Source organism: Roseovarius sp. THAF8, assembly GCF_009363735.1.
GTDB lineage: Bacteria > Pseudomonadota > Alphaproteobacteria > Rhodobacterales > Rhodobacteraceae > Roseovarius.
The window spans coordinates 1033268-1045820 of record NZ_CP045410.1 but is presented as its reverse complement, the minus strand read 5'-3'; the positions used below and the strand labels follow the sequence as shown (position 1 = coordinate 1045820).

Sequence of the window (12553 nt, the reverse complement as noted above, 5' to 3'; positions counted from 1 at the left end):
AGACCAATTTCGGTGTAACTGGTATAAATTGGTCTGGTGGGCGCGTAAAGCGTGGTCATGCGCCCAGGGCCCATGCTATGTCATCTTCCATGACCGAGCCTGCGCCCCTGATGTCCAGCTTTCACGCCGTCGAGGCGGAATGGATCGATTATAACCAGCATATGAACATGGGGTATTACACCGTCCTGTTCGACCGCGCCGCCGACGAGGCCTATGCCGAGATCGGGTTCGGGCCGGAGTATCGCGACGCCAGCGGCTGCACCACCTACACTGCCGAGTTTCACGTGCGTTACCTGCGCGAGCTGAAGCTGGGCGACCGGGTGCAGGCTGCGTTCCGCATCCTCGACCATGACGAGAAGCGGTTTCACAGCTACCAGGAGCTGATCCGCGAAGATGGCACCGTGGTGGCGACGGGCGAGGGGATCGCGCTGCATGTGGACCAGTCGGGACCGAAGGTAGCGCCGATGCCCGAGGCGATCCTGGCGCGCCTGCGGCAGGTGGCCGAGCAGCACGGGAAACTGCCGCGCCCCGAAACGGCGGGACGCGGCATGGGATTGCGGCGCCGGCGTTAGGCGCAACGCGCCTTTCCTCCCCCACGGAGCGGCACCGCATTCCGTTCAGTTGCCCGACGTGAGACCCCTTGCCAGGAAGGTCTCGTAGAATTCGATCGCCGAGTAGCACATCGTCACCGAGCTATCGTTCGGGTTGTACCAGGCGTTGATTTCCTCGCAATCGCGGAAGGTGACGGTCAGGTCGCGGGGCCAGACGAAATACTCCTCGAAGACCCGCAACAGCGTCGGGATCAGATCGTTGAATTTCATCAGCGCCTCGGTGGTGCGGCCGTAGTCCGTCTGCGTCGGCTGGAAAACGAGGTTGATCTTGCCGCCGGGTTGGTTGGCGGGGAAGCGGCCGGGCAGGTCGGGGCCGAGGTTGCGGCCGCGCAGGGCCAGCAATTCTTCCCAGGCTTCGAACTTGGTCTGGTATTCCTGGGCGCAGCGCTGGCGGGAGCGGTCGGTGAAGTCGACCTTGTTGGCGAGCGGGTCGAAGACCTGCGGCTCGGAGCCGTAGATGATGCAGAAGGAGTTGCGGAAGCGCTTGATGTCGGGCGCGTGCTCGTCCTGCCAGTCATGGGTGACCTGGTGCTGTTCGAGCGCCTTGGCGGAGTAGTACCACAACAGCGTCGAGCTGCTGATGATGCCGGTGATGTACTCGGCGGTCTGGGGTGTGGCGCCTTCCATCACGCTGGCCATCGCGAAGGCCGAGAAGCTGTCGGCGGTGTCTTCCTCGGGGCCGGTGGCCGGCAGGTCGGTTTCGCCGATCACGGCGTGCGCCATCTCGTGCAGGAAGATGCCGAGGGCGACGCCCATGCGGCGCTGGGCCTGGTCCGCGGTGAGGCCGGCAATCGGGGACGTGCCGGGTGTCTGCTGTCCGCCTTCCTGCTGGCCGGGGATGGGGGGAGGGCCGCCGCCGCCGGTGTTGGGAATGGGCGGAGGTCCGTCGCCGCCGGTATTGGGAATGGGCGGAGGTCCGTCACCGCCGGTATTGGGAATGGGTGGCGGGCCGTCGCCGCCGGTATTGGGAATGGGTGGCGGGCCGTCGCCGCCGGTATTGGGAATGGGTGGCGGGCCGTCGCCGCCGGTATTGGGGATGGGTGGAGGGCCGTCGCCGCCGGTATTGGGGATGGGCGGAGGGCCGTCGCCGCCGGTATTGGGGATGGGTGGAGGTCCGTCACCGCCGGTATTGGGGATGGGTGGAGGTCCGTCGCCGCCGGTATTGGGGATGGGTGGAGGTCCGTCACCGCCGGTGTTGGGAATGGGAGGAGGACCGTCGCCGCCGTCATTTGCAGGCGGGGTGGGCGGGCCATCGTCGTCGCCGCCGGGCGTGGGCAGGGGGGTGTCGCCGCCCGGTGTCGGCAGCGGGCTTGCGGTCCGGATCGGCTCGACCGTGAGGCCGGTAAAGCCCGCGACGCCGGTGCCATAGGTGATGATCCCGGTGCGGCGCGACACCGGGCCGCCGAAGCTGGCGTTGATCAGCGTGTCGCCGTTCAGCGTCGCGTGGACATCGGTGCCTTCGACCTCGAGCCTGAGGACATCGCTGCCGTCGAGCTGCGCGGAAGTGGTGTCGAGCGGCTGCGGATTGAAGCCGTCGGCGTTGCGCACGATCACGAACGGGGTTCCGTCGCTGGCAATGCTGACGGCGAAGTAGCTGTCGGCGGCCTCGTAATTGAAGATCATGCCGGCATGCATCGGCGCGGGCTCGTCCGACTGGGCAAAGAGCGTCACGGCGACCGAGAAATCGGTATCGGCCATGTCGGTCAATTCGGTCCAGTAATAGCGCACGTCACCGGGATCGCTGGTGTTGCGGAACGTGGCCCAGCCGCCTTCGGTGCCGACGGTCCAGGGGTCGTCCCGCCCGGTCTCGACGACGCCGGAAAGCGGGCCCAGATGCGGATCGAGCGGCGATTGCGCGTGGCCGGGCAGCGGCAGGGCAAGAACGAGGGCGCAGGCAAGCACGCCGGTAAGGTATGGAAGACGAGAACGTGGCACGGAGGCCTCCCCCTGATAGGTCTGTGCGGCGGGCCGCTGGTGGTTGACGGACAGTAAACCCGAAAAGGCGGTCTGGCGGCTTCACCCAATTGGGTGAGGACGCGGCTGCGCCGGGGCGCGATAGTCGGTCTGATGCAGCGCGGCGCCGGGGCCGCGCGAAACCGCGGGGGGACCGTCTTGCGCCTGTTGATCGCTTTCCTGTTTACGGGCCTTGCCGGTCTCGCCGGGCCGGAGGCGGCCCGCGCGCAAGCGGAGCGGACGGAATATTACATGGCGCATGCGGGCCGGGAGGCGGGCCCGTATTTCATCGACGAGCTGCGCACCCGGATGTTGATGGGGCGGCTCAGGCGCGACACGCCGGTCTGGACGACCGGCATGGCGGCGTGGCAGCCGGCGGCGGAGGTGCCGGAGGTGGGCGCGCTGTTCGACCCCGCCCTGCCGCCGATTCCGAAGGAGCGCGATTTCGGCCGGTTCGTGCAGGGCACCTGGACGTCGGAGCCGGTCACGACCGAACTGCCGGGCCTGGGCCGGGGCGTGGCCACCGGCGAGACGGTCTTTCGCGCCGATGGCACCTACAGTTTCACCGGGCAGGTCGACCTGACCGACGCGGCCGGCGCGGCGCGGGCCATGAGGCTTGCGTCGGAGGGCGGCTATAGCGTGACGCGCAAGGCGCCGGACCGTTTCGAGATCGTCTTTGCCGCGCCGCTGGTCATGACCCTGCCGAGCGGCGATCCGGCCGGGGCCGACCGGGTCGAGCGGACCGAGGTGCCGCCGGCGGAGTTCGAGGTGATCGACGACAATACCATCCGCGACGCGCAAGGCACGGTGTCGCGGCGCAAGATCTAGATGTGCTTGGATTTTTATGGGAGAGGAAAATGTTCATGAGACGACTGGCGATGAGGATTGCGACGGGGTTGATGCTGGCGGGGCTGATGCTGGCGGTGCTGCCGCTGGCGGCGGCGGCGCAGTCGGACCCGTTCTACGTGGTGGAAAACGGCCAGCAGGGCGGACCCTATTCGATGGAGCAGCTGGCGGCCAAGGCGCAGAGCGGCGCGTTGCAGCAAACCACGCTGGTCTGGGCCAATGGCATGGCCGACTGGACGCAGGCGGGCAGCGTGCCCGCGCTTCAGGGGCTTTGGCAGGCGACGCAGACGCCGCCCGACCAGCCGCCCACCTTGCCGGAGACGCAACCGACAACGCAGCCCACCAACACCCCGACCACCCAGCCGACCGGGAACCCGCAGCTGGATGCGCTGGCCGAGCAGGAGCGGCGCGACATGGGCGTTCCGGCGACGAACCAGCTGCACAGCGGGGCGATGCACGGACCCACGCCCAATTCCATCCCCGGAGGTCAGCTGATCACCACCAAGGGGCTGACGGAGATGGTCCAGCGGCAGATGCCCTATGCGCTCTTTGACGTGCTGGGCGGCAACGAGACGCTGCCGGGGGCGATCCCCGCGGTGGGCGCCTCGCAGGCGGGCAGTTTCCAGGACCAGACCCAACAGCAGATGGGGCAGTTCCTGACCCAGCTGACGCAGGGCAAGACCGACACCCCGCTGGTGTTCTACTGTTTGTCGGTGGAATGCTGGATGTCCTACAACGCGTCGCTCAGGGCGATCAACCTCGGGTATACCAACGTGCTTTGGTATCGCGGCGGGATCGAGGCCTGGAAGGCGGCGGGGTTCCAGACCGTGCCGGCGGGACAGATGCAGCAGGGCCAGCAGCCGCAGCAGTTCAACGCGGAGTGATGTGAACGGGGCGCCCAGAAAATTCGTGCGAATTTTCTGGGCTTGAGAATTTTCGTACGAAAATTCTGGTCGCTTACAGCCCGAGTTTTTGGGCGACGATCTCGTTGACGGCCTTGGGGTTGGCCTTGCCGCCCGTGGCCTTCATCACCTGGCCGACGAACCAGCCGGCGAGCTTGGGATTGACCTTGGCCTTTTCCACCTGGGCGGGGTTGTCGGCGATGATCTGGTCCACGGCGGTTTCGATGGCGCCTGTATCGGTCACCTGTTTCATGCCGCGCTCTTCGACGATCTGCGCGGGGTCGCCGCCCTCGGTATAGACGATCTCGAAGAGGTCCTTGGCGATCTTGCCGGAAATGGCGTCGGAGGCGATGAGGTCGACGATGCCGCCCAGTTGTGCCGGTGACACGGGGCTGTCGGTGATGTCGTGGTCGTCCTTTTTCAGGCGGCCGAAAAGCTCGTTGATGACCCAGTTGGCGGTCAGCTTGCCGTCGCGGCCCGCGGCGGCCTCCTCGAAGAAGGCGGCGTTCTCGTGCTCGGCGGTCAGGACGTTGGCGTCATATTCCGACAGGCCGAAATCCTTGACGAAGCGGGCCTTTTTCTCGTCGGGCAGTTCGGGCAGGGACGCGGCGATATCGTCGATCCAGCCCTGTTCGATCTCCAGCGGCAGGAGGTCGGGATCGGGGAAGTAGCGGTAGTCATGCGCCTCTTCCTTGGAGCGCATCGAGCGGGTTTCGTTCTTGTCCGGGTCGTACAGGCGGGTTTCCTGATCGACAGTGCCGCCACCCTCGACAATGGCGATCTGGCGGCGGGCCTCAAAATCGATGGCCATCTGGATGAAGCGCATGGAGTTCATGTTCTTGATCTCGCAGCGGGTGCCGAGATGCGAGAAATCGCCGGTTTCGCGGTATTTCTCATACGCGCCGGGCTGACAGATGGAGACGTTGACATCCGCCCGCAGGTTGCCGTTCTGCATGTTGCCATCACACGTGCCGAGATAGCGCAGGATCTGGCGCAGCTTGCCGACATAGGCGGCGGCCTCTTCGGGGCCGCGGATATCCGGGCGGCTGACGATTTCCATCAGGCACACGCCGGTGCGGTTGAGGTCGACGAAGGACATGGCGGGGTCCATGTCGTGGATCGACTTGCCCGCGTCCTGTTCCATGTGGATGCGTTCGATCCGCACCAGCCGCGCGATGCCCGGCTCCATGTCCACGAGTATTTCGCCTTCGCCCACCAGCGGCTCGTAAAGCTGGGAGATCTGGTAGCCCTGCGGCAGGTCGGGATAGAAGTAGTTCTTGCGGTCGAAGGCGGATTTGAGGTTGATCTGCGCCTTGAGGCCGAGGCCGGTGCGCACCGCCTGTTCGACGCAGAATTCGTTGATGACGGGCAGCATCCCCGGCATGGCGGCGTCGACGAAAGCGACGTTGGAATTGGGCTCGGCGCCGAAGCGGGTGGAGGCGCCGGAGAAGAGCTTGGCGTTGGAGGCCACCTGCGCGTGGACCTCCATCCCGATGACGAGTTCCCAGTCCTGTTTCGCCCCGGCGATCACCTTGGGTTTCGGGGTCTCATAGGTCAGGTCCAGCATGGGGTGCGCGCTCCGTTCAAGGTATCAGCGCGGTTCTAGGCCAGAGCGGGCGCGCGGGCAAGGGCGTCTGAGCCTTTGGCCCGTGACGGGGAACGGCGCGTCAATCGGGATGCGAGGGCTGCACGGGCGGCACCTGGGCCAGCCAGAGGGCGTGGAAATCGGGCAGGCCGAGGGTGGCGACGGTTTCGAGGTCGGGGCCGAGGATCTCGTAGATCATGCCGTCGGTGCCGCGATTGCTGAACCACGCGATGCAGTCGATGTCGCCGCCACCCTCGCTGTGCGGCGGGCCGCCGGCCGGTTTTTCGACGAAGCTGAGGGTGGGGCGGATCTCGGTCAGGGTGCCGGAGGCGTCGTAGAGGCGCAGCTCTCCCTGCAGGATGAGGGTGCTGTAATCGGCGTGGTGCCGGTGCAGCAGGATGCGCTGGTTGGCCGCGAACTTGAGCAGCAGGTCGACGGTTTTCGCGTCCGGGTCCACTTTCAGGATGTGATACCAGACGTGGTCAAACCCTTCGAGCGTGTTCCAGGTGACGTTGGACTGGTCGAGAAGGCCGGCGGCGGGCGCCGATGGGGTCGGGGGCCGGCTGAGGTTGGTGTCGGTCATTCTGTTCTCCGGTGGAAATGCCGGCAGGATAGCACGGCGCTGGGCGGCGACGCTTGCCAATCGGTGCCAGGGGCTGTTTGCTGCCGAAGCCGGGCGCGCGGTGGCCCCGGCGCGGCGCGGGGAGGCGCGGCGGATGCGGGGCTATACACGGGCAAGTGCGTTGGGGCCGATCGCCGAGGTCGTCGAGGGGCGGGGCGGTTCGATCGAACGGGTCTTTCGCAGCGTCGACCTGCCGCTGGCGCTGCTGGACAATCCCGAGATGGCGCTCCCCCTGCAGGAGCAGTTCCGGGTGCTGAGTGCCGCGGGGCGTGAAACCGGCGATGCGTTCTTTGGCGCGACTTTGGGGCGCGAGGTTAAAGCCGCGAAGCTGAGCGACTTCGGCCGGTGGATCGGGGAAGCGCCGACCCTGGCGGGGTCGATCGACCGGGCGAACCGGTGCCTCAACCGATACCTGCAGACGGCGACGGACCTGACATTGCGGGTGCGCGGGGACCGGGCCTGCTGGTCGATCGGGTTTCTCGATCCGGGCGGGGACGGGCGGTTCCAGAACGAATTGTTGGGCGTGAGCTATCTGATCGACGCGGTGCGCTTTTATGCCGGGCCGGGCTGGCGGCCGGCGATGGTGCACGCGACCTGCGCCGGACGGGCGGAGGCGGCGGCGCTGGAACGGGTCTTCGGCGCGCCGGTGCGGCATGGCGCGCGGGTCTCGGCGGTGGAGTTCGACCTGTCGCTGCTGGCGGCGCCCGGTCCGCAGACCCGCAGGGCCGAGGGCGGCGGGGGGCCGGAGCTGCCGCTGGCGCGGGGGCCGGCCGGCGAGGTGGCGGCGTTGGCGGCGATCGCGCTGCTGGAGGGGCAGCCGCGCATCGACTGGGCGGCGGGCAAGCTGGGCATGAGCCGGCGGTCGCTGCAGCGCGTCCTGGACCGCGAGGGGGTGTCGTTCCGCGGCGTGCTGGACGGGATGTTGCGGGATCGCGCCCTGGAGATGGTGCGCGCGGGGGTCGTGCCGCTGACCGATATCGCGCAGCGGCTGGGCTACAGCGACGCGGCGCATTTCAGCCGCGCGTTCCGCCGTTGGACCGGGACGACGCCATCGGAGGTCCGCGCCCGGGCCGCCGCCGGGCGGCTGCGTCGGCCGCAGTGAGGGGACGGCTGCGGGCGGCGCGCTTGGCAACCGGAGGGGTTGAGGGGTAGGATGATGGCATTGCTTTATGGTTGTGCCGGGTTTTCCGGCGACACGTCATTTCTAGAAAGGCCTTTGCCATGCCCAAGAACATCATCCTGCTGTGCGACGGGACGTCGAACGAGATTGCCCGCAACCGGACCAATATCCTGCGGCTTTATGGCTGCCTGAAGAAGGACGAGGACCAGCTTGTGTTCTACGATCCCGGGGTGGGGACTTTCGGGGCCGAGAATGCCTGGCTGAGCTTCTGGCGCAGGGCGGTGGAGATCTGGGGCCTGATCACCGGCTGGGGGCTGGATGCCAACGTGAAGGAGGCGTACCGCTTCCTGGTGGAGCATTACGATGACGGCACGCGCGAGAACGTGGCGGACGAGGCGCCGGACCGCATCTATATCATCGGGTTTAGCCGGGGGGCCTATACTGCGCGGGTCCTGGCGGGGTTCATCCATGCGCTGGGGCTGATCGAGGCGCGCAACCTGAACCTGCTGAACTATGCCTACCGGGCCTACAAGAATATCGGGCAGGCGACGGGGCGGGACGTGACCGATGCGCGCGAGCCCGAGCGCAACCCCTTTGCCGAGGTGCGGCTGTTCGAGCGGATGCTGCGGCCGCGGCGGCCGGCGATCCGGGCGCTGGGCCTGTTCGATACGGTGGGGTCGGTGATCGAATGGAGCGCGCGGCTGCCGCGGATCCGCAACCATGCGCATGTGTCCGAGAACCCGTCCGTGCGGTCGGTGCGCCACGCGCTGGCGATCGACGAGCGGCGCACGATGTACCTGCCGACACCCTGGCCCGGGGGCGGCGAGTACTGGGGCAGCGCGTTCCGGCCCCAAGACGAGCGCAAGATCGCGCCGCAGGACGTGAACGAGGTGTGGTTCTCGGGTGTGCATGGGGACGTGGGCGGCGGCTATCCCGAAAAGCGCAGCCAGTTGGCGAAATTTCCGCTGGCCTGGATGATCGACGAGCTGCGTCCCTTGGGGGTGATGTTCAAGGAACCGACGGTGCGGCGGCTGGTTCTGGGAGAGGATACGGAGGGGCGCTATGTGGCGCCCGATCCGCTGGCGCGGCCCAACGAGTCGATGACGTGGGGCTGGAAGGTGGTCGAATTCCTGCCGTTCTACAAGACGCGCTACAGCCTGAGCCGGCGCAGGACGTTCCTGGGGTTCTACCTGCCGCTCTGCGAGTACCGGCATATTCCTCAGGGCGCGCGGGTGCATGGCTCGGTCTTTGTCCGGCGTGGGACGAAGGCGGATTATCCGCAGCCGAACATTCCCGAGGATCACGTGGTGGTGGGTGAGGTGGAGGGGGACGCCTGACGGAGGCCATCGTCAGCCCCTGGGGTGGCGATCCGACGGGCATTGTGAAGCACTTTATGCCTGCCAAATACATCCTCGGAATGATTGTTGCGCCCAGCCTCAGCCAAATCGCCAGCCCAGGGGAGGGGCTGACGATGGCCGGGCCGCTTCGCGGCTGTTAACCGGCTGGGGGGCGATGCAGATGGCGTACAAGGGCTCGACCAGACATTCGTTGCGGGCAGCAAATACGGCTTTGCGGGACATTGTTAGCTTTCGCTGCGGCTGCGCCGAGGTCAGCTTTGACGTAACTCTGGGTGGCACAAACGGTTGTAATCGACCGCTTACGGACGCTTAACGCACAGGCGATTCGCGGCGTTCCGGCTCATGATATCTTGACAGTGGATTGCGGAATTGCTCTCGTGAGCGAAATCGGCGCACATCTGTTTGGGGGAAAGTATATTATGCGAAATATATTCTGCGTAGTGACGGCAGGCTTTTTATGTTTCTCAAGCTACGCAAGTTCTGAAGAAACGGGCGCTGAGTGGCGATACTATACCTACGAGTCGAAAAAGAATCTCTCGGCTGAGGATATCGCAAAGGGTTATCCAGTATGTGTCAGTGGAGACTGGTCGCCCGAGAATTCTGGCCACCCGGATCACGCCGCTGGATGGTTAGTAAGGAGACACGGCCCCATCACAACACAGCAAAGCGTGATTAATGTTTTTCAGGCCACGGCGTCCGGCTTGTGCGATCTGGCAGCTGTGGCTTGGCACGAAACCGACCTTCGGGACTTCGCGCTAAACGAGGTAAACAAGTGGGGATTCGTGGAGATAGTGGGCCTGCGCACCACCGATCCCTGAGCGCTCAGGCCGCTAGATGCTCCGGAGTAACGCGGAAAAGCGCCATACGTTTTGGGCGCCCCTCGCCCATCAGCCTACACCCAGAACGTAGGGGCGCTTTTCAAACGACAACGGGGTGTGGATGACCGTTTCGTCCGCGCACCCGACATAAACCCTCGGCCAGAACCAATTCGTCAAAACGGTCTTTTTTGTCACTGACCGTTGGTTCACCGAACTGATGGAAAATCTTGTGACGCAAACCCTTGGCGAAACCCAGTTTGATTTTGTCACGTTTCTGGCCACCTCTTGAGAACCGGACACTCGTGCGCAGTGCGGCATTAGGTAAAGTGGGCTCAAACCGTACATTCGCTGCGATAAAGATGAATGGCCAAATTGCGGACGAAGTGGACGTTGTTTTCCGACGGCGATGCGCGGCGGGCTTCGCCCTTGTTCCGCGCAAGCGCTTTGTGGCTCACAGCGCGGGCAGGCGGTACATGCCCTGGCGCGAGAAGGCGAGCGAGGAGCCGTCGGCGATATGGCCGGCGAAGCGGGCGGCAATGATGCGCAGGGCGGTCTGGCGGCCCTTGGCAATGAGCGCGCGGCGCGACGGCAGAAGCGGCGCGTGGCCCGGCATCAGCAGGGTCTGCGACCAGATCAGCGGATGCAGTTCCTGCAGGTGATGTTCGAGAATCCAGTCGACGCAGTCGTGGATCTCGGCCCGCGTGCGGTCGGCATGGGGCGACAGCACCCGGTCGCCCGCGCCGGGCGCCATGGCGATGGCGCAGAAGGCGGCCAGTAAGTTGATCACGTGCTGGTCGTCCTTGCGGGCGAGGATGTCGCGCAGCCCCTCGACGAAAAAGCCCGGTTCGAGCAGGTCGAGCGCGCGCGGCTCGAGCGCCAGGGCGTCGAGATAGGCCCAGGTGTAGGCGCCGGCGCCCCAGGTGTCCTGGGTGCGGGCGGCGACGCGGCGGGCGGCGACCTCGAGCGCCTTCACGCCACCGGCATAGGGCGGCAGGATGTGGCGGCCAAGCGCGCGGATATGGCGGTGGCCGTCGGGATCGAGCGCGATCAGGGCCCCGTATTCCTCGGCCACGCGGCGGCCGCGCTTGTCGCAGGCGGCAATGAGGGCGCAGCGGGCGGCGGCGATCGAGGGCGAGTCGATGACGGGGCCGTCATAGGGTTCCAGGATGGCGTCGGCGCTGGCGATATGGCCGGCAATGGCGCGGGCCGCGGTGGCGGGATCGTCGCGGGCGGCGATGTTGCGCCAGGCCCAGGCGATGTCGATATGCGCCAGCGCCACGACGAGGGCCGTGGGGTAGTCGCCCGGCATCTCGTCGAGCACTTCTTCCAGCGCCTCGATGGCCTCGGGCGCCGGGGGCTGGCCGTCATGCAGCGAATCCTCGGCGGCGGCGACGATATCGCCGCGCGCGCCCTGGGCCAGCAGCAGCGAGGCGGTTTCGCCGCCCGGAGTGGCCAGACGGGTGTGATCGGCGTACTGGATCTTGTCCGACAGGGCCTGCCACGCTTCCTGTCGGGCGAGTTTCTGGCCGCGATCCTGGTGGGTGGCGCGGGCCATTTCCTCGTCCGAGACCGGCAGCGAGGGCACGATGATGCGCTTGGCCAGCGAATCGATATCCTCGGTCGAGCGGCGCGGCGCCGGGCCCGGGCGGGAGGGCGCGCTGCGCGCGGCGAACCACTTGCGCAGGCCGCGGGGCGGCTTGGTGGACGGGGGGAGGGGCGCGCCGCCTTGCGCGCCGTCATGTCGGGACTGTCGTGCCATACCTTCGGCCTGCTCGTAATGTCGGGACCTTTGTGACAGGGCAATCCGGCCAAAAAGCGGCAGGGACGCGGAGACAAGAGGGAAATTGCCCATGGTCTCAATAGTCTTGCCTTGGCGCGGGGTTCCGGGCAGACTGCGCCGATGCTCAGGTTCGCTGCCCTTGTGATATGCCTGTGCTTTCAGTCACTTGCCGCGGCCGAGGAGGACGGCGTGGTGCTGAGGGACGGAGTGGTGACACGGGTGTCGCCGCCCGCGCGCGACGGCAATGTGCCGCGCACGCGGTGGGAACATGTGGGCGGATCGCGCCTGTGGACCCGCGCGGCGCTGGCGGCGCTGAAGGATCACGGCAAGCCCCTGACCGACATGGTGCCGCGCGACATCGAGGAGTGGTGCCCGGCCTATCCCGATGCCAGCCCGGCGCAGCGACGGGCCTTCTGGGTGGGGTTCCTGTCGGCGCTGGTCAAGCACGAGAGCACCTATCGGTCCCGCGCCGTGGGCGGCGGCGGGCGGTGGTACGGGCTGACGCAGATTTTGCCCGCAACGGCAAGGCTTTACGGGTGTCGCGGCCGGAGCGGGGGGGAGCTGAAGCACGGGCCGACGAACCTGAGCTGCGCGATCCGGATCATGGCCAAGACAGTGACGCGGGACGGCGTGGTGTCGCGGGGGATGCGCGGCGTGGCGGCCGATTGGGGGCCGCTGCACAGCGGCAGCAAGCGGCGCGACATGATGGCGTGGACGCGGCGGCAGACCTATTGCAAGCCGATGAGCACCGTGCGTCCGCGGCTGCGGCCCGACGACCTGGTGGTGGTGCGCACGCTGCCCGCGCCCGAGCCCGAGGCGATCGGGGTCGAACCCGCGGTGCAGGACCTGCCCGATGTCGTGGGTCGCGCGCCGGAGGCGGAGACGCCCGAGGCGCAGGAGGTGCCGGCGGCGGCGGATGCCGCGCCCGAGCCGCAGCCGATTCCCGTCAGCGAATAGT

The 12553-nt window shown here is 66.8% G+C and carries 11 protein-coding genes; 7 read left to right on the top strand and 4 right to left on the bottom strand.

What is annotated here, in order from left to right:
- Window positions 1-89 precede the first annotated feature (89 nt).
- Window positions 90-572: a thioesterase family protein gene (locus FIU85_RS05100; protein ID WP_152496093.1), complete on the top strand. Its 483-nt coding sequence runs from the start codon at window positions 90-92 to the stop codon at window positions 570-572.
- Window positions 573-617: 45 nt separating this feature from the next.
- Here FIU85_RS05100 and FIU85_RS05095 read toward each other — a convergent pair whose 3' ends face one another.
- Complete coding sequence (locus FIU85_RS05095) at window positions 618-2546, bottom strand: DUF4344 domain-containing metallopeptidase (protein WP_152496092.1); 1929 nt, start codon at window positions 2544-2546, stop codon at window positions 618-620.
- Between the two features lie 177 nt (window positions 2547-2723).
- Between FIU85_RS05095 and FIU85_RS05090 the strand changes: the two genes are divergently transcribed.
- Together FIU85_RS05090 and FIU85_RS05085 are read left to right on the top strand one after the other, a co-directional pair.
- Window positions 2724-3392 carry a DUF4339 domain-containing protein gene (locus tag FIU85_RS05090; RefSeq protein ID WP_172978801.1) on the top strand — a complete coding sequence of 223 codons (669 nt, stop codon included), beginning with the start codon at window positions 2724-2726 and terminating at the stop codon, window positions 3390-3392.
- Between the two features lie 35 nt (window positions 3393-3427).
- On the top strand, window positions 3428-4294 hold the full coding sequence (locus tag FIU85_RS05085; RefSeq protein ID WP_172978800.1) for a GYF domain-containing protein: 867 nt from the start codon (window positions 3428-3430) through the stop codon (window positions 4292-4294).
- Between the two features lie 73 nt (window positions 4295-4367).
- Here FIU85_RS05085 and gatB read toward each other — a convergent pair whose 3' ends face one another.
- Window positions 4368-5879, bottom strand: a complete 1512-nt coding sequence (gene gatB, locus FIU85_RS05080) for an Asp-tRNA(Asn)/Glu-tRNA(Gln) amidotransferase subunit GatB (protein ID WP_152496089.1) — start codon at window positions 5877-5879, stop codon at window positions 4368-4370.
- A gap of 100 nt (window positions 5880-5979) precedes the next feature.
- Window positions 5980-6480, bottom strand: coding sequence for a regulator (locus FIU85_RS05075; RefSeq protein WP_152496088.1), 501 nt, complete (start codon window positions 6478-6480; stop codon window positions 5980-5982).
- Here FIU85_RS05075 and FIU85_RS05070 point away from each other — a divergent pair.
- The 3 genes from FIU85_RS05070 (at window position 6470) to FIU85_RS21915 (ending at window position 9815) form a co-directional block, all read left to right on the top strand.
- Window positions 6470-7621 carry an AraC family transcriptional regulator gene (locus FIU85_RS05070; protein ID WP_152496087.1) on the top strand — a complete coding sequence of 384 codons (1152 nt, stop codon included), beginning with the start codon at window positions 6470-6472 and terminating at the stop codon, window positions 7619-7621. The genes FIU85_RS05075 and FIU85_RS05070 overlap by 11 nt on opposite strands.
- 119 nt (window positions 7622-7740) lie before the next feature.
- Window positions 7741-8976, top strand: coding sequence for a DUF2235 domain-containing protein (locus FIU85_RS05065; RefSeq protein ID WP_152496086.1), 1236 nt, complete (start codon window positions 7741-7743; stop codon window positions 8974-8976).
- Between the two features lie 398 nt (window positions 8977-9374).
- On the top strand, window positions 9375-9815 hold the full coding sequence (locus FIU85_RS21915; RefSeq protein WP_172978799.1) for a hypothetical protein: 441 nt from the start codon (window positions 9375-9377) through the stop codon (window positions 9813-9815).
- Between the two features lie 451 nt (window positions 9816-10266).
- On the opposite strand, the gene FIU85_RS05060 is transcribed toward FIU85_RS21915, so the two are convergent.
- Window positions 10267-11574, bottom strand: coding sequence for a hypothetical protein (locus tag FIU85_RS05060; protein WP_152496085.1), 1308 nt, complete (start codon window positions 11572-11574; stop codon window positions 10267-10269).
- A 141-nt stretch (window positions 11575-11715) separates the two neighbouring features.
- On the opposite strand from FIU85_RS05060, the gene FIU85_RS05055 reads away from it, so the two are divergent.
- A complete protein-coding gene (locus tag FIU85_RS05055) occupies window positions 11716-12552 on the top strand; it encodes a transglycosylase SLT domain-containing protein (RefSeq protein WP_216648892.1) in 837 nt (278 codons plus the stop codon).
- The last annotated feature ends 1 nt before the right edge of the window (window position 12553 follow it).

What these genes read in the sequence shown, in the direction of transcription:
- FIU85_RS05060 (WP_152496085.1), bottom strand. Translation starts at nt 11,574, where the DNA reads ATGGCACGACAGTCCCGACATGACGGCGCGCAAGGCGGCGCGCCCCTC.
- FIU85_RS05065 (WP_152496086.1), top strand. Translation starts at nt 7,741, where the DNA reads ATGCCCAAGAACATCATCCTGCTGTGCGACGGGACGTCGAACGAGATT.
- FIU85_RS05055 (WP_216648892.1), top strand. Translation starts at nt 11,716, where the DNA reads ATGCTCAGGTTCGCTGCCCTTGTGATATGCCTGTGCTTTCAGTCACTT.
- gatB (WP_152496089.1), bottom strand. Translation starts at nt 5,879, where the DNA reads ATGCTGGACCTGACCTATGAGACCCCGAAACCCAAGGTGATCGCCGGG.
- FIU85_RS05085 (WP_172978800.1), top strand. Translation starts at nt 3,428, where the DNA reads ATGAGACGACTGGCGATGAGGATTGCGACGGGGTTGATGCTGGCGGGG.
- FIU85_RS05075 (WP_152496088.1), bottom strand. Translation starts at nt 6,480, where the DNA reads ATGACCGACACCAACCTCAGCCGGCCCCCGACCCCATCGGCGCCCGCC.
- FIU85_RS05100 (WP_152496093.1), top strand. Translation starts at nt 90, where the DNA reads ATGACCGAGCCTGCGCCCCTGATGTCCAGCTTTCACGCCGTCGAGGCG.